Below are 14,633 nucleotides of genomic sequence, written 5' to 3' on the forward strand. Positions count from 1 at the left end.
GCGACAAACTCCTGATTCATTTGCTATAACTTACGGGCATCTGTGCATTTATCAGGGATTATTCTCATGCGTACTCAAGCGTTTTTCAAAGCGGCGGCCCTTGTGGGCGCTCTGGCATTAGCGGGCTGTGCATCGAAGACCACCACTCCGGAGCAGTACTCCGGCTTTTTAAAAGACTATTCCGGTCTGAAAGAAACCACCACGGCGTCGGGGAAAACGGAACTGCGTTGGATTTCTCCGGACTATAAATCGGCCAATTATGCTAACGTTGTTTATAACCCGGTAACCTACTATCCGGTACCAAAACCGACCACTCAGGTTGGGCAGAAAGCGCTGACCGATATTCTGAACTACACCAATACCGAGCTGAAAAAAGCCATCAGCGAGCGCAAACCGTTGGCAACCAAAGCTGGCCCGCATAGCCTGATCTTCCGCGGTGCGATTACTGCCGTTGACTCCAGCAAAGAAGGGTTGCAGTTCTACGAAGTGATTCCAATTGCGATGGTTGTTGCGGGCACTGAAGCCGCGACGGGCCACCGTACGATGAACACCAACCTGTACTTTGAGGCGGAACTGATTGACGCCGCCACCAATAAGCCGGTCATTAAAGTGGTGCGTAAGGGTGAAGGCAAAGATCTGTCTAACTCTAACGCGCAGCTGACGCTGGATACATTGAAACAGGTTATTGATGATATGGCCATCGATGCGGTGAAATTCGACCCGTCGCAGAAATAAGTTCATATTAATTCCACAATAAATAAGGGGGCGAGTGCCCCCTTATTTTAATCAGGTACGCGTTTCTTTTAATAACTGCGCGATGGCCTGTTCCTGTTCGCTGTAATTCCCTTCACCAAAGAACGTATAGCGAAGCTGACCGCGCGCATCAAAAAGATAGTGGGCTGGCCAGTACTGATTGCCAAAAGCGCGCCATATTTGATAATTATTGTCCGTGACCACCGGGTAGCTCAGCCGCCATTTTTTCACTGCGGCCGTTACCGCGGCCAAATTCTTCTCGTGCGGATACTCCGGCGTGTGTACGCCAATCACCTCCAGCCCCTGTGGTCGATATTTTTCCGCCCATTCGCGGACATGCGGTAAGGTGTGCTGGCAGTTAATGCAGTCAAAAGTCCAGAAATCGACCAGCACGACTTTGCCTTTTAGCGTCTCGCGACTGAGCGGCGCGCTGTTGACCCACCCGGTCCCGCCAGTGAGCGGCGGCAGGGCGCTGTCGGCGACGGGCTGCAGTTTAACGGGCGTGGCGGGAACCCACGACACCAGATGCTGTTCTAGCCGCAGGGAGAGCGTATTGGCCCCCTGAAATACGCTGGTGGCGCCCGAAGCAATAAGTATCACCGAGGCCAGCATAGCGACCCCGCCCAGCCGTTTCAGCAGCTCAACCACGGTAGTTCTGGCGCGCAGCCTGCGCATCACCCGCTGGCCGCCCAGCCACAATAGCGCCAGCATAACGGCGCAGCCGCCGCCATAGGCGGCCAGCAAAACACCGCTGGATACGGTGTTTCCCTGAACCACTTCCAGACTGAGAATGGCCCCCAGCACTGGGCCCGCGCAGGGTGCCCAAAGCAGGCCGGTGGCAATCCCGGCCAGCAGCGCCGACAGCACTCCTTGACGACGTAGGCTGCGGTCGTTGACCTGATTACCGAGACGGACTGCTGGCGACGCTAGCCGCTGTGCTATCTGTGGTGAGATCAGCGACAGCGCCACCACGGTGAGAAACGCCAGCGCCAGCCAGCGACCCGCCGCTGAAATCTGGGTGACCCACGCGCTGGCCACGGTCACCAGCAGCGACAGCGCGGTAAACATCAGCACTATACCGCCGAGCAGCGCCGCCAGATGGCGTTTTTGCCCCTTCATGCTGGCGAACAAAAAGGGGATGACGGGCAACGTGCAGGGGCTTAATAGCGTGAGCATGCCCCCCAGAAACGCAATGATAACGGTCATCAGGCACCTCCCAGCACGCGGCGTGGGCGATCGGCCGTCTGCGCGACGGTGGCGGACGGTGTAGCGAGAAGGGCGGCGCGCAGCGCCTGATTGTCTGCGGCGACGCAGGCTGCCGTTTGCAGCATCGCCGCTACGGCCCCAAGGAAAAACTGACGGACTCTGGTCATAAATCACCTCATGTTGATATCAGCCTGCCTTGCAGGCGGTGAGGCGATTTAATCGCGCCGCTGTATAGGGCGTGTGTCGTCAAAGGGCCGTTTTGTCAGGCTATTTATCCGTATCTGCTCTGGATACATCAGGATACAAAGGCAGCCAGAGCCTGGCCTCCAGCCCGCCCTGTGGGCGATTGCTCAGCGTTAAGCGACCCCGTAAGCGGGCGGCTAGCTGGGAGGCGATTGCCAGCCCCAATCCGGTGCCGCCGGTATGGCGATTACGCGAGGTTTCCAGCCGATAAAAAGGCTGAAGTACGGCGTCCAGCTCCGCCGCCGGGATCCCCGGGCCGCTATCCAGCACGTCAATAGTCAGCCAGCGTTCGTCAACGGGGGTGATACGTAAGAGCGCGTCGTTATTGCCATATTTCAACGCATTGTCGACCAGGTTGGCGATCGCCCGACGCAGAGCCTGGGGATAGGTCGTGAGTGGAGGCAGGCTTGCCAGCGGTTCGAAAGTGACCGGCTGGCCGGTGTCTACGTAATCGCAGGCGAGGGAGTCGAGAAAGGCGTTGAGATCGAGACGCAGGCTCGCTTCCTGAACGTTTTCACTGCTGCGGGCGTAGGCGATACCTTCGCGCACCAGACGGGCCATGGCATCAAGATCCTGCATCATCTTTTCTTGCAGTGCCGTATCTTGCGCCATCTCCACCCGCAGCTTCATACGCGTAATCGGCGTTTGCAGATCGTGAGAAATGGCGGCGAGGATCTGCGTACGCTCCTGGAGGTAGTGCTGAACGCGCGCCTGCATAGCGTTAAAAGCGCGGGCCGTTTGCTGGACTTCCCGCGGACCATCTTCTTCCATTGGCTGCGGCGAGGTGTCTGCGGGTTCTAATGATTCGACGGCGCGGGTAAAGCGGGAGAGCGGGCGCACAACCTGATGCACCGCCAACCATGCGCAAATCAGCAGCAGCAGCGGCTGGGCGACCAGCACAATCGGCAGCCAGCGCGCCAGAGCAGGAAGCTGCGGACGAATATCAATGGTTAACGGTTGACCGTCGCTTAAGCGCAGATGCGCCTGCAGGTGCTCCCGTGGCCCAGGGAGAGCGCTTATGGTTAGCGTATATTTTTCATCCAGTGCGTCATGCAGCGTTTGCACAATGCTGCGCGAGCGCCAGCTGTCGGGCGGCGGCCCCGATTCACCGATGTTGGTCAGATACTGATAATTTCCGCGCGATAGCCTGGGTAACCAGGCGCTACGCTCGCTGGCGGGCAGCCTATCGAGAATCGCCACGCTGGTGGCGACGTCGTCGCTCAGGTTGTTGAGCATCACGCTGCGGGCGCTGCTCATCCGTTCATAGAGCAGCACCGCCAGCGTCAGGCTGTTGGCCAGCAGCAGCCCGCCCAGCACAATCAGCACTAACCGGTATAGCAGCGTTTTTGGCCACAGCCTCATTCATGCAGTTCCCGCAGGGTGACCGGCATGGCCAGCACATAGCCTTCGCTACGCACGGTCTTAATATAGGCCGGTTCGCGCGCGTCGTCGTTCAACCGCTGACGCAGGCGGCTGACCAGCAGATCTATTGACCGCTCAAACAACTCGGCATCGCGGCCCTGGGTCAGGCTAAGCAACTGGTCGCGATTAAGCACGCGCTGGGGATGGTCGAGAAACACGCGCAGTAGGCGATACTCCGCGCCGCTGAGTGCCACCACCAGCCCCTCGTCGTCCTGTAGATGACGGGCGGCGGTATCCAGTTGCCAGCGGCCAAAGGCAATCAGCCGTCCGGCCTCGGTAATTTGCAGATTCGGCGGCAGGGCGCGGTAGCGGCGCAGAATGGCCTTAATACGTGCCAGTAGTTCACGGGCGACAAACGGCTTAACCAGATAGTCGTCGGCGCCCATTTCCAGCCCCAGAATTCTGTCCGCCTCGTCACCGCGCGCGGTCAGCATCAGTACGGGAATATTCTGCCGGTCATTGCGCAGCTGGCGGCACAGCGTCAGACCATCGTCGCCGGGCATCATGATGTCCAGTACCACCAGATCCACCTGATGACTGGCAAGATAGCTGCGCATAGCCTTGCCGTTGCTGGCCCCCGTCGCCCGATAGCCTGATTTCAGCAGGTAGTCGACAACCAGCTCGCGAATGTCGTGGTCGTCATCCACCACCAGGATATTATCGATGTGTTCCATGTTGACTCCAGGTCAGGCCGGGGCAGCCGTGGGGTTACAGTTTATCGGCGTCGATGACGGCCTTAGTGAAGTTAGCCGGATCTTCCTGCGGTGGGTTATGCCCCACGTTTGGGCCGAAAGTACGGTGTTCATATTTGCCGGTAAAGCGGGCGGCGTAGGTTTTCGGATCCGGGTGCGGCGCGCCGTTGTTGCCCCCTTCAATGGTGATGGTCGGGACGGTAATGGAGGGCAACGTGGCGAGCTTCTGCTCATATTTAGCATATTTCGCTTCACCTTTCTCCAGCCCTAAACGCCAGCGGTAGTTGCTGATGGTCACCGCCACGTGATCCGGGTTGTCCAGCGATTTGGCGCTGGTATTGAAGGTGTCCTCGCTGAACTTCCAGCCCGGTGACGCTTGCTGCCAGATGAGCTTCGCAAAGTCGTGGGTGTTTTTGGCATAGCCCGCCGCGCCGCGCGGGGTCGCGAAATAAAACTGATACCACCACTGCTGTTCGCCCTGCGGCGGCAGCGGCTGCTCGCCAATTTTTTGGCTGCTAATCAGATAGCCGCTGACCGAAACCAGCGATTTCACCCGCTCCGGCCACAGCGCGGCGACGATATCCGCCGTGCGTGCGCCCCAGTCGAAACCGGCGAAATCGGCCTGTTTGATATGCAGCGCATCCATTAACGCGACGGCGTCAGACGCCAGCGCGGACGGCTGACCGTTACGCGGCGTGGCGGCGGATAAGAATCGGGTGGTGCCGTAACCGCGCAGGCTGGGCACAATGACGCGGAAGCCTTTACTGGCCAGAGCAGGCGCGACCTGAGCGTAGCTGTTGATATCGTACGGCCAGCCGTGCAGCAGGATGACCGGCTGGCCATCGCGCGGGCCAATATCGACGTAGCCGATATTCAGGTCGCCGGCGTTAATTTGGTGAACGGTTTTAAATTCGGCGGCGTAATCCGGCGCAGCCAGGGCCGGCAAGGCGGGCGCCAGCAGCACGCTGGCCAGCAACAGAGTTTTAAAGCGAAATACCGGGGACGCTGAAACGTTCATAGATTTCTCCTGCACACACGAGGTTGTTGGCATCAAATCAAAAACGATAGCGAACGAAGTATAGTGGGCTATCGCGACCAGATAATAAAAACAAGCGGAAGTGTCGCGGATGTGTGCATAAGAAGGGATTTTGCCAGCGACTGTATCGGCGCAAACGCCAGATACAGTGTGATACAAAAGGGAGGCACGCGATGCCTCCCTGATTGGCGATGCCGCATCAGGCGCGGCTGAGGAGCGGTAAGCGCCAGAACTGCGGTTTCGCGAACATCACCAGGTTGCCCAGCAGAATCAGCACCAGCCCGATCACCGCATTAGCATGCCACTGATAGCCTTCGTAAACCGTGGACAGCGTCAGCGCCACCAGTGGAAACAGCAGGGTGCTGTAAGCGGCGTTGCTGGCGCCGATACGCCCCACCAGAGTGAAATAGACGCCAAAGGCAATCACTGAACCGAACAGTGCAAGGTAGAACAGCGCCCCCATATAGCTCACCGTCCACTGCGGCGTAAAATCATCGCCGCGCAGCAGCGCCACAATGCCAATAACGATCGTGCCATAGAGCATCGCCCAGGCGTTGGTGGTCAATGTTTCCAGGCCCCGGCGCTGGTGGCGTAAGCTCAGCATATTGCCCAGCGAAAAGCCGTAGGTACCCAGCGCGCTGAGTAAAATGCCCGCCAGTAGAGTACTGCTCATACCCACTGCCTGCAGGTCGTGCCAGAAGAGTGTGATGATACCAGCTAATCCGAGCAGGGCGGCAAGGTAAAAGCGCTTTGGCGGCGTCTGGCGGAAGAAAATAAAACTGTTGATGGCGTTGAACAGCACCGCCATGGAGAAAATCACCGACTCCAGGCCGGTATTAATCCATTTCGCGGCGGTGTAAAAACAGAGAAAGTTGAAGCCAAACACGCAGCAGCCCTGCACCATGCAGAACAGATGATCGCGTAGTGCCAGCGGTCGTAGGCGGCGTAGACACAGCAAAATCGTTAACATGGTGCCGCTGGCGATGGCGAAACGCCAGAAAATGGAGACGGCTTCAGGCACCGGGCCCTGCTGTAAAAAAATGGCAATCCAGGTGGTTCCCCAGATAACAACGACCAGCGTGTAGAGCAGCGCGTTCATAATTCCTCACAACGATAACAGCGATAGAAAGCAAAGTTTGACGCGTACTGGCGAGCGGGGCTTGCAAGGAGTTGCGGCACACTTGCAAATTCTTGCGGTTTTTTATATCCGGCAGGGCTGAAAGCTAGCATCCATGCGCGACAAGCCCTAGACTGGGCTTATCTATCATCGTGACTGAAATGTTAATGGCACACACCTACGCGACGTTTGAGAGACTAAGGAGCCAGAAGGCCATTCTGCGGGAAACCGTCGCGCTCAATTCAGGTATTCAGCTTGCCGCGTGGTACAACAAACGCGACACGCTGACGGTACAAAGCGATCACCACACGCTGAGCTTGTATGTGGCCGATGGCTATGAAAGTTATCAGAAAACGCCGCACGGCTGGAAAAACGGCGGTGGGCCAAATCGTTTCTGCCTGATGCCGGAGGACAGCGAATCGACGTGGGATATTCGTGATGATCTTTCGTTTGTGCATCTTTATTGCACCGATGAGCACTTGCGTCAGGTAGGTGAGCAGGTGTGGGACCGCAGTCCGGCGACGATCGCGCTGGATGAACAAATTTTTGGTGACGACCCCAAAATTACGCTGCTGTACCGCCAGTTTCTGCTTGGCTGCGACTGGCAGCAGCCGGCCAATCAGCTGACCCTCAGCAGCGCCAGCACGCTGCTGCTTACCCACCTGCTGCAGAACTACGCCAATGTGCAGTGGCGCCTACCGACGGTGACGGGCGGGCTGGCTCCGGGCGTCCTGCGTAATACGCTCGATTTTATCGATGCGCATCTTGGCGATCCCTTAACGCTTGCGGCGCTGGCTGCGCAAGCGACGCTCAGCGAATACCATTTTGCGCGCATGTTCCGTCAGTCCGTCGGTTTAGCCCCGCATCAATATGTGATGCAGCGTCGTATGGATAAAGCGCAACAGCTGGTGCGCCACACCGCGCTACCGCTAACCGATATTGCCTTAAGCTGCGGCTTTAGCTCCGCCAGCCACTTCAGTAATCGCTTTAAAGCGGTGACCGGCACCACGCCGTCGCAGCTACGCGCGGGCCTGGCGCGATAGCAGTGCAAAGCTGGCACCACCGATAGCCAGTCCCCAAAACGCCGAACCAATCCCCGCCAGAGTGATGCCGCTCGCCGTCACCAGAAACGTCACCATCGCGGCGTCGCGTTCGTATGCGGAAGTGAGCGCCTGGAACAGGCTGCCGCCTAGCGTACCCAGCAATGCCAGCCCGGCAAGCATCTGAATCCATACGACAGGTAAGGCCGCCATCAGCGCGGTGATTGAGCCACCAAATACGCCCGCGAGAAGATAGAAAACACCGGCTGCGGCGGCAGCCAGCCAGCGCTTTTGCGGATCCGGGTGTGCATCCGGGCTTTGGCAAATGGCGGCGGTAATAGCGGCAATACACACGGAATAGACGCCAAAGGGTGCCAGCAGCAACCCAAAGGCGCCGCTAATCACAATCAACGGCGACACCGGCACGCGATAGCCAGAGGCCTGAAGCGTGGCGAGACCGGGGGCGTTCTGCGAAGCCATGGTGACCAGAAAGAAAGGAATACCCACGCTGATCATTTGCGTTAGCGAGAAATGGGGCGCAATAAATTGAGGCGCGACAAACCCCAGAGTGGACGCATCTGTGACAACGTCACCTTTTAGTAGGGCGACAATAATTCCCACCACCAGCGCGGCAACCACGGCATAGCGCGGCGCGAGGGCCTTAAACAGCAGCCAGCTAACCAGCATACTGCCGCACAGCAACAGTTGCCCCTGTAGCGTGGCAAATGCCTGAAGACCAAAACGCAGCAGGATTCCCGCCAGCATGGCTGCGGCCAGCGAATGGGGAATCAGCTTCATCAATCTGGCAAACCAACCGGTCAACCCGCAAATGACAATCAGCGCGTTGGCGAAGATAAAGATGCCTACCGCATCATTGAGGGTAGCGCCTTGTAAACCACCGACCAGCAGCGCGGCCCCTGGAGTTGACCAGGCGGTAAGAATAGGCACCTTACGCCACAATGTCAGCACCAGCGTGCTGAGCCCCATGGCCAGACCCAGCGCCGTCATCCAGCCGGAAATTTGCTGTGCGCTGGCGCCTGCGGCGGCAGCGGCTTGCCAGATAATGGCGGCAGAGCTGGCATAGCCAACCAGCACGGCAACAAATCCGGCCAGCAGGGTAGGAAAAGGGATAAAAGCGGCGCGCATATCAATGACCTCTTGTGCGTTATAGCGTTCGCGCACTATACCATTGTGCGTTATAACGCACAATGTTGTGCTTCGCGGACGTAAATAGCGCGTAGGTAAGGTATACTTTGGCAATATAAAACATGGAGGCTGAATGAATATTGCGCAACATCTGGCGGTAACGCTGAAAAATTTGCGTCAGGAACGGGCATGGAGCCTGTCAAAGCTTGCTGAAGAAACCGGTGTATCCAAGGCGATGCTGGGGCAGATTGAACGTAATGAATCCAGCCCGACGGTGGCGACGCTGTGGAAAATCGCCACCGGCCTGAACGTCCCGTTTTCCGTTTTCATTACTCCGCCGGAAACAGATGGGGAGCAGTCGTTCGATCCCCAACAGCAAGCGATGGTGGTGACGCCGATCTTTCCCTGGGATCCTGAACTGTGCTTTGACCATTTCTCGATCACTCTGGCGCCTGGCGCGCTAAGTGAATCGACCCCGCATGAAAAAGGGGTGATTGAACATGTGGTGGTGATCGGCGGCCAGTTGGATATGTGCGTTCAGGGGGAATGGCGTCGGCTCGAGGCGGGAGAAGGGCTGCGGTTCGCAGGCGATCTCCCCCACGCTTATCGCAATAGCGGCGAGCAAACCGTACATTTCCACTCTATTATTCATTATCCGAAAGAAAAAGCCGCAGGCAGACCTGCGGCAAATCACGACAATGAACCATAACGTGGCCGTTACGAGGAAAGTCCGGAATACGGAACTGACTCTAACCTATTGATGATACAAGCGGAAATGAGCATTTCGGCAATAGGTTGCCGAAATTCAGCTAACCGCAGCGCAGAAGCGATGGAAACTGTTTTCGTCTACCGCGGCTTATGGCTACAATAGCCGCCATTTTGTGACCCTACTGGATAACTCCGACTGTATGCGCCAGCAAAACGCTCATCTTGAACTCCTCAGTCCGGCACGCGATACGGCGATTGCCCGCGAAGCGATTCTCCACGGCGCAGACGCCGTCTATATTGGTGGACCCGGTTTTGGCGCCCGCCATAACGCCAGCAACAGTCTGCAGGATATTGCTGAGCTGGTGCCGTTTGCCCATCGCTTTGGCGCCAAAATCTTCATTACGCTCAATACCATTTTGCATGATGATGAGCTGGAACCCGCCCAGAAGCTGATTACCAGCCTTTATGATGCGGGCGTCGATGCGCTGATCGTGCAGGATATGGGGATTTTGCAGCTGGACATTCCGCCCATCGAGCTGCACGCCAGTACGCAATGCGATATCCGCAGCGTAGAAAAAGCCAAGTTTCTCTCCGACGTCGGCTTTAGTCAGATCGTGCTCGCTCGCGAGCTGAATCTTGAGCAGATTAATGCGATTCATCAAGCCACCGATGCCACTATCGAGTTCTTTATCCACGGCGCGCTGTGCGTGGCTTATTCAGGTCAGTGCAATATCTCGCATGCCCAGACCGGGCGTAGCGCTAACCGCGGTGATTGTTCTCAGGCCTGTCGACTGCCGTATACCCTGAAAGATGATCAGGGCCGCGTGGTCGCTTTTGAAAAACACCTGCTGTCGATGAAAGATAACGATCAGACCGCCAACCTTGGTGCGCTGATTGATGCGGGCGTGCGCTCCTTCAAGATTGAAGGTCGCTACAAAGATATGAGCTACGTGAAGAACATCACCGCCCATTACCGCCAGATGCTCGACGCGATTATTGAAGAACGCGGTGATTTAGCCCGCGCCTCTGCTGGACGTACCGAGCATTTCTTTGTCCCGTCGACAGATAAAACCTTCCATCGCGGCAGCACGGACTACTTCGTCAACCAGCGGCAGATGAACATCGGCGCCTTCGACTCACCGAAATTTGTTGGCCTGCCAGTGGGCGAAGTGCTGAAGGTCAACAAAGATACGTTGGATGTTGAGGTGAGCGAAGCGCTGGCGAACGGCGATGGCCTGAATGTGCTGATCAAACGTGAAGTCGTCGGTTTTCGTGCCAACACGGTGGAAAAAATCGGTGAAAATCGCTATCGCGTATGGCCGAACGAAATGCCGGCGGACTTGCATAAGGCGCGGCCGCATCAGGTGTTGAACCGTAACCTCGACCATAACTGGCAGCAGGCGCTGCTGAAAACTTCCAGCGAGCGTCGTATCGCAGTGGATATCGAGCTTTCCGGCTGGCAGGAACAGCTGGTGCTGACGCTGACCAGTGAAGATGGCGTCACGGTGACCCACACGTTAGACGGCGAGTTTGCTACGGCAAACAACGCTGAAAAAGCGCTCAGCCAGCTGCATGACGGCGTCGCTAAACTCGGGCAAACGCTGTACTACGCACGCAGCGTTGAAGTGATGCTACCGGAAGCATTGTTTGTCCCAAACAGCCAGCTCAACCAGCTGCGTCGTGAAACCGTCGATTTGCTCGATCGGGCGCGTCTTGACGCCTATGTTCGCGGTAGCCGTAAAGCGGTGGCCAGCCCGACGCCGGTTTATCCGGAAAGCCATCTCAGCTTCCTGGCGAACGTCTACAACCATAAAGCGCGTGAGTTCTATCATCGCTATGGCGTGCAGCTGATTGATGCCGCGTACGAAGCGCATGAGGAGAAGGGCGACGTCCCGGTGATGATCACCAAGCACTGCCTGCGTTTTGCGTTCAATCTGTGTCCGAAACAGGCGAAAGGGTCGATTAAAAGCTGGAAGGCGACGCCGATGCAGTTGATTAACGGCGATGAAGTGCTGACGCTGAAGTTTGATTGTCGCCCATGCGAAATGCACGTGATTGGCAAAATCAAAAACCACATATTGAAAATGCCCTTGCCGGGGAGCGTGGTGGCGTCGGTGAGCCCTGACGATCTGCTGAAGACGCTGCCAAAGCGTAAAAACGCACCTTTGTAGTCCGTTTGCGAGCAGCAACGCTACCCGCGGGTAACGAAAAAGGCCGGAAAGCGATTACGCTCTCCGGCCTTTTTTAGTTAGTTATGCTGACCGTTTGGTGGTGGCAGTTTATTGTCGCCGTCGTGTTTTGGCGGCTGGCCTTTGCCATCGTGCTGCGGACCTTTATTGTCGCGTGGCGGCTGGCCTTTGCTATCGTGCTGGTGTGGTCCTTTGTTATCCTGCGGTGGCTGACCGTTATGCTGTTGTTCTACAGGTGGTTTTTTCGACGGTTCCTGATGATCGGCGGCGAATGCCGTTGAACACAGACCCATTGCCAGGAAAGCAGACAGTGCGATAATTTTCTTCATCATGTACTCCATACATTGCTTCGTGCAGTGGGGGTAGTTGACCAATAAAAAGTGGAGGAAATGTGAAGCCCCAGAGAATTAGGATTTCTCTGGGGATAGCAAAAAAGGAAGGTATCTGATTGTTCTATCAGGATTTAAAACCGGCAGCGGTCATCAGTATACGAAATAAACTGCCTACTACCGCCAGCGCCAGTACGCTGCCGCCCCACAGCGCAACTAGCCAGAATATTCGCGACATCCAGCGATTTTTCATCAGTGGTACCCCTCATTCTGCGGCACTTTGCCGCGAAAAACGTAGTAACTCCAGAAGGTGTACACCAGAATTACCGGGATGATAAATATCGCGCCAATCAGCATAAATTCCTGGCTTTGCACCGGTGCAGCAGCCTGCCACAGGGTGATAGACGGTGGAATAATCGCCGGCCAGATACTGATGCCCAACCCGCTAAAGCCGAGAAAGATGAGCGCCAGCGTCAGAATAAACGGCGGCACGTGGCTTTCCGGTTGCCCCAGATGGCGCCACAGCAGCGCGCTGGCGGCCAGTACCAGCAGCGGCACGGGCAGCAAATAATAGAGATTCGGCAGGCTGAACCAGCGTGTGGCAATTGACGAATGTAGCAGCGGCGTCCACAGGCTGATGACCGCCATGGCGGCCAGCAGCGCCAGCAGCAGGCCGCGCGCGGCGCGTCGCATGCTGGTTTGCAGCGCATCTTCGCTTTTCATCACCAGCCAGCTGGCGCCGAGCAGCGCGTAGGCGATAACCAGCCCAAGGCCACAAAACAACGTAAACGGCGTCAGCCAGTCAAATGCGCCACCGCTGTATGCGCGATCGGTCACCTGAAAACCGTTGATCACCGCCCCCACGACGATACCCTGGCAGAACGTAGCCAGAATGGAACCGCCCATAAACGCTTTGTCCCAGAACGGACGATGAGAAGGCGTGGCGTTAAAGCGAAACTCAAAGGCGACGCCACGGAAAATCAGCCCCACCAGCATCAGTGAAAGCGGAATCGTTAACGCGTCGATGATCACCGCATAGGCCAGCGGAAACGCGCCGAATAGCCCTGCGCCGCCGAGTACCAGCCAGGTTTCGTTGCCATCCCACACCGGGGCCACGCTGTTCACCATGACATCTCGCTCCTGGGTCGTTTTGGTGAAGGGGAACAGAATGCCTATCCCTAAGTCGAAGCCATCCATCACGATATACATCAGGGTGGCAAAGACGATAATCACAAACCAGATAATGGACAGATCGAGGCTCATACGCGCTCCTCCTGAGATTGTTGTGGCTCAATGGCGGCAGAGAGCGGACGTGCGGGGGTACCGTGCGGTTCCGGGGTAAAGGGCTGCGGCCCTTTGCGAATCAGCCGCATCATGTAGCTATAGCCCACGCCAAAGACCGAGCTGTACACCACGAAGAAAGCCACCAGGCTAATGCTCATATGCAGATCGCCATGTGCGGAAACCGCATCTGCTGTGCGTTGCAAACCATAAACCACCCACGGCTGGCGGCCCACTTCGGTGGTCACCCAGCCCGCAAGGATCGCCACCAGACCGGATGGTCCCATCAGCAGCGCAAACCACAGGAACGGACGTGAGGTATAGAGGGTTTGCTTCTTACGAAGCCACAGAGCGACAACGCCGAGTAGCAGCATCAGCATGCCCAACCCAGCCATGATGCGGAATGACCAGAAGACGATTGTCGAGTTTGGCCGGTCTTCTTTGGCAAACTCTTTCAACGCAGGAACCTGTTTGTCCAGACTGTGGGTGAGGATCAGGCTGCCGAGCGCGGGGATCTCCAGCCCATAACGGGTACGTTCCTGTTCCATATCCGGCCAGCCGAACAGCAGCAGCGGCGTGGGCTCTCCCGGCGGGTTCTCCCAGTGTCCTTCAATGGCGGCAATCTTTGCCGGCTGATGTTTCAGGGTGTTAAGACCGTGCATATCGCCGACCATCGCCTGAATGGGGGCGACAATGAGCGTCATCCACAGCGACATGGAAAACATGACGCGTATGGCTGGTGACGTGTTGCCGCGCAGCAGATGCCAGGCCGCCGACGCCCCAACGAACAGCGCGCTGCTCAGGAATGCGGCGATAGACATATGCAGGAGTCGATACGGGAAGGATGGGTTAAACACCACCGCGAACCAGTCAACCGGAACAACCTGACCGTTGACGATTTCATACCCCTGCGGGGTCTGCATCCAGCTGTTGGAAGCGAGGATCCAGAAGGTAGAGATGATCGTACCCAGGGCTACCATGCAGGTGGCAAAAAAGTGGAGGCCCGGCCCGACGCGGTTCCAGCCGAACAGCATGACGCCAAGAAAACCTGCCTCAAGGAAGAAAGCGGTTAGCACCTCGTAGGTCAGTAACGGGCCGGTAATACTGCCCGCAAACTGCGAGAAACCGCTCCAGTTGGTGCCAAACTGATAGGCCATGACCAGGCCAGAAACGACCCCCATGCCGAAGTTAACGGCGAAGATCTTTGACCAGAACTGGTACAGCGAGCGCCAGACCGGGTTGCGGGTTTTGAGCCATAGCCCTTCCAGCACGGCCAGATAGCTTGCCAGGCCAATCGTGATGGCGGGGAAGATAATGTGAAACGAAACGGTAAAGGCAAATTGAATTCGCGCGAGGTGAAACGCATCAAGACCGAACATGCTGACTCCGGAAAAAAGAAACTCGCTAGCAGTCTAAAGTGCAACGCGGTGCAGTTGCAGAGACAGTCAGCCGTTATAAATTGATAACAGTT

At 57.0% G+C, this 14,633-nt stretch carries 15 protein-coding genes; 4 read left to right on the top strand and 11 right to left on the bottom strand.

From position 1 onward, the window contains the following. Positions 1–66: 66 nt before the first annotated feature. A complete protein-coding gene (locus ABTW00_RS10940) occupies positions 67–735 on the top strand; it encodes a DUF3313 domain-containing protein (RefSeq protein WP_065357130.1) in 669 nt (222 codons plus the stop codon). 51 nt (positions 736–786) lie between these two features. Here the strand turns inward: ABTW00_RS10940 and ABTW00_RS10945 are convergent, their stop codons facing one another. The 6 genes from ABTW00_RS10945 to ABTW00_RS10970 all read right to left on the bottom strand — a co-directional run bounded on the left by ABTW00_RS10945 (position 787) and on the right by ABTW00_RS10970 (position 6,451). Next, a complete protein-coding gene (locus ABTW00_RS10945; RefSeq protein ID WP_433640709.1) occupies positions 787–1,959 on the bottom strand; it encodes a cytochrome c biogenesis protein DipZ in 1,173 nt (390 codons plus the stop codon). Further along, positions 1,959–2,126, bottom strand: coding sequence for a hypothetical protein (locus ABTW00_RS10950; RefSeq protein WP_433640711.1), 168 nt, complete (start codon positions 2,124–2,126; stop codon positions 1,959–1,961). Before ABTW00_RS10950 ends, ABTW00_RS10945 begins: the two co-directional genes overlap by 1 nt. 100 nt (positions 2,127–2,226) lie before the next feature. Beyond that, a complete protein-coding gene (locus ABTW00_RS10955; protein WP_271447358.1) occupies positions 2,227–3,564 on the bottom strand; it encodes an ATP-binding protein in 1,338 nt (445 codons plus the stop codon). Beyond that, positions 3,561–4,298 (bottom strand): response regulator, encoded by a 738-nt coding sequence (locus ABTW00_RS10960; RefSeq protein WP_433640713.1) that lies wholly within the window; start codon positions 4,296–4,298, stop codon positions 3,561–3,563. The genes ABTW00_RS10955 and ABTW00_RS10960 overlap by 4 nt, the downstream gene beginning before the upstream one ends. A 34-nt stretch (positions 4,299–4,332) precedes the next feature. Then, positions 4,333–5,334: an alpha/beta fold hydrolase gene (locus ABTW00_RS10965; RefSeq protein ID WP_433640715.1), complete on the bottom strand. Its 1,002-nt coding sequence runs from the start codon at positions 5,332–5,334 to the stop codon at positions 4,333–4,335. Between the two features lie 217 nt (positions 5,335–5,551). Then, positions 5,552–6,451, bottom strand: coding sequence for a DMT family transporter (locus ABTW00_RS10970; RefSeq protein WP_065357127.1), 900 nt, complete (start codon positions 6,449–6,451; stop codon positions 5,552–5,554). Positions 6,452–6,636: 185 nt separating this feature from the next. Between ABTW00_RS10970 and ABTW00_RS10975 the strand changes: the two genes are divergently transcribed. Then, positions 6,637–7,512, top strand: a complete 876-nt coding sequence (locus ABTW00_RS10975; protein ID WP_433640717.1) for a helix-turn-helix transcriptional regulator — start codon at positions 6,637–6,639, stop codon at positions 7,510–7,512. On the opposite strand, the gene ABTW00_RS10980 is transcribed toward ABTW00_RS10975, so the two are convergent. After that, on the bottom strand, positions 7,489–8,655 hold the full coding sequence (locus ABTW00_RS10980) for a benzoate/H(+) symporter BenE family transporter (protein ID WP_433640720.1): 1,167 nt from the start codon (positions 8,653–8,655) through the stop codon (positions 7,489–7,491). The genes ABTW00_RS10975 and ABTW00_RS10980 overlap by 24 nt on opposite strands. Before the next feature lie 133 nt (positions 8,656–8,788). On the opposite strand from ABTW00_RS10980, the gene ABTW00_RS10985 reads away from it, so the two are divergent. Both ABTW00_RS10985 and ABTW00_RS10990 read left to right on the top strand, forming a co-directional pair. Next, the gene (locus tag ABTW00_RS10985) at positions 8,789–9,364 is read left to right on the top strand and encodes a helix-turn-helix domain-containing protein (RefSeq protein ID WP_271447355.1); all 576 of its coding nucleotides are present in this window, start codon (positions 8,789–8,791) and stop codon (positions 9,362–9,364) included. 199 nt (positions 9,365–9,563) lie between these two features. Next, positions 9,564–11,534 carry a peptidase U32 family protein gene (locus ABTW00_RS10990; RefSeq protein WP_433640724.1) on the top strand — a complete coding sequence of 657 codons (1,971 nt, stop codon included), beginning with the start codon at positions 9,564–9,566 and terminating at the stop codon, positions 11,532–11,534. A 77-nt stretch (positions 11,535–11,611) separates the two neighbouring features. Here the strand turns inward: ABTW00_RS10990 and ABTW00_RS10995 are convergent, their stop codons facing one another. The 4 genes from ABTW00_RS10995 to ABTW00_RS11010 form a co-directional block, all read right to left on the bottom strand. Next, complete coding sequence (locus ABTW00_RS10995) at positions 11,612–11,884, bottom strand: hypothetical protein (protein WP_433640727.1); 273 nt, start codon at positions 11,882–11,884, stop codon at positions 11,612–11,614. A 124-nt stretch (positions 11,885–12,008) separates the two neighbouring features. Beyond that, positions 12,009–12,134: a DUF2474 domain-containing protein gene (locus ABTW00_RS11000; protein ID WP_065357122.1), complete on the bottom strand. Its 126-nt coding sequence runs from the start codon at positions 12,132–12,134 to the stop codon at positions 12,009–12,011. Further along, positions 12,134–13,144: a cytochrome d ubiquinol oxidase subunit II gene (cydB, locus tag ABTW00_RS11005; RefSeq protein ID WP_064545242.1), complete on the bottom strand. Its 1,011-nt coding sequence runs from the start codon at positions 13,142–13,144 to the stop codon at positions 12,134–12,136. Before cydB ends, ABTW00_RS11000 begins: the two co-directional genes overlap by 1 nt. Beyond that, positions 13,141–14,541 carry a cytochrome ubiquinol oxidase subunit I gene (locus tag ABTW00_RS11010; RefSeq protein WP_064545244.1) on the bottom strand — a complete coding sequence of 467 codons (1,401 nt, stop codon included), beginning with the start codon at positions 14,539–14,541 and terminating at the stop codon, positions 13,141–13,143. Before ABTW00_RS11010 ends, cydB begins: the two co-directional genes overlap by 4 nt. Positions 14,542–14,633 lie beyond the last annotated feature (92 nt).

Origin of the sequence: Kluyvera georgiana (assembly GCF_050990895.1) — a bacterium.
GTDB lineage: Bacteria > Pseudomonadota > Gammaproteobacteria > Enterobacterales > Enterobacteriaceae > Kluyvera > Kluyvera georgiana.

Excerpts from the sequence above, each read along its gene's own strand:
- ABTW00_RS10940 (WP_065357130.1), top strand. The coding sequence starts at position 67 with ATGCGTACTCAAGCGTTTTTCAAAGCGGCGGCCCTTGTGGGCGCTCTG.
- ABTW00_RS10945 (WP_433640709.1), bottom strand. The coding sequence starts at position 1,959 with ATGACCGTTATCATTGCGTTTCTGGGGGGCATGCTCACGCTATTAAGC.
- ABTW00_RS10950 (WP_433640711.1), bottom strand. The coding sequence starts at position 2,126 with ATGACCAGAGTCCGTCAGTTTTTCCTTGGGGCCGTAGCGGCGATGCTG.
- ABTW00_RS10955 (WP_271447358.1), bottom strand. The coding sequence starts at position 3,564 with ATGAGGCTGTGGCCAAAAACGCTGCTATACCGGTTAGTGCTGATTGTG.
- ABTW00_RS10960 (WP_433640713.1), bottom strand. The coding sequence starts at position 4,298 with ATGGAACACATCGATAATATCCTGGTGGTGGATGACGACCACGACATT.
- ABTW00_RS10965 (WP_433640715.1), bottom strand. The coding sequence starts at position 5,334 with ATGAACGTTTCAGCGTCCCCGGTATTTCGCTTTAAAACTCTGTTGCTG.
- ABTW00_RS10970 (WP_065357127.1), bottom strand. The coding sequence starts at position 6,451 with ATGAACGCGCTGCTCTACACGCTGGTCGTTGTTATCTGGGGAACCACC.
- ABTW00_RS10975 (WP_433640717.1), top strand. The coding sequence starts at position 6,637 with ATGGCACACACCTACGCGACGTTTGAGAGACTAAGGAGCCAGAAGGCC.
- ABTW00_RS10980 (WP_433640720.1), bottom strand. The coding sequence starts at position 8,655 with ATGCGCGCCGCTTTTATCCCTTTTCCTACCCTGCTGGCCGGATTTGTT.
- ABTW00_RS10985 (WP_271447355.1), top strand. The coding sequence starts at position 8,789 with ATGAATATTGCGCAACATCTGGCGGTAACGCTGAAAAATTTGCGTCAG.
- ABTW00_RS10990 (WP_433640724.1), top strand. The coding sequence starts at position 9,564 with ATGCGCCAGCAAAACGCTCATCTTGAACTCCTCAGTCCGGCACGCGAT.
- ABTW00_RS10995 (WP_433640727.1), bottom strand. The coding sequence starts at position 11,884 with ATGATGAAGAAAATTATCGCACTGTCTGCTTTCCTGGCAATGGGTCTG.
- ABTW00_RS11000 (WP_065357122.1), bottom strand. The coding sequence starts at position 12,134 with ATGAAAAATCGCTGGATGTCGCGAATATTCTGGCTAGTTGCGCTGTGG.
- cydB (WP_064545242.1), bottom strand. The coding sequence starts at position 13,144 with ATGAGCCTCGATCTGTCCATTATCTGGTTTGTGATTATCGTCTTTGCC.
- ABTW00_RS11010 (WP_064545244.1), bottom strand. The coding sequence starts at position 14,541 with ATGTTCGGTCTTGATGCGTTTCACCTCGCGCGAATTCAATTTGCCTTT.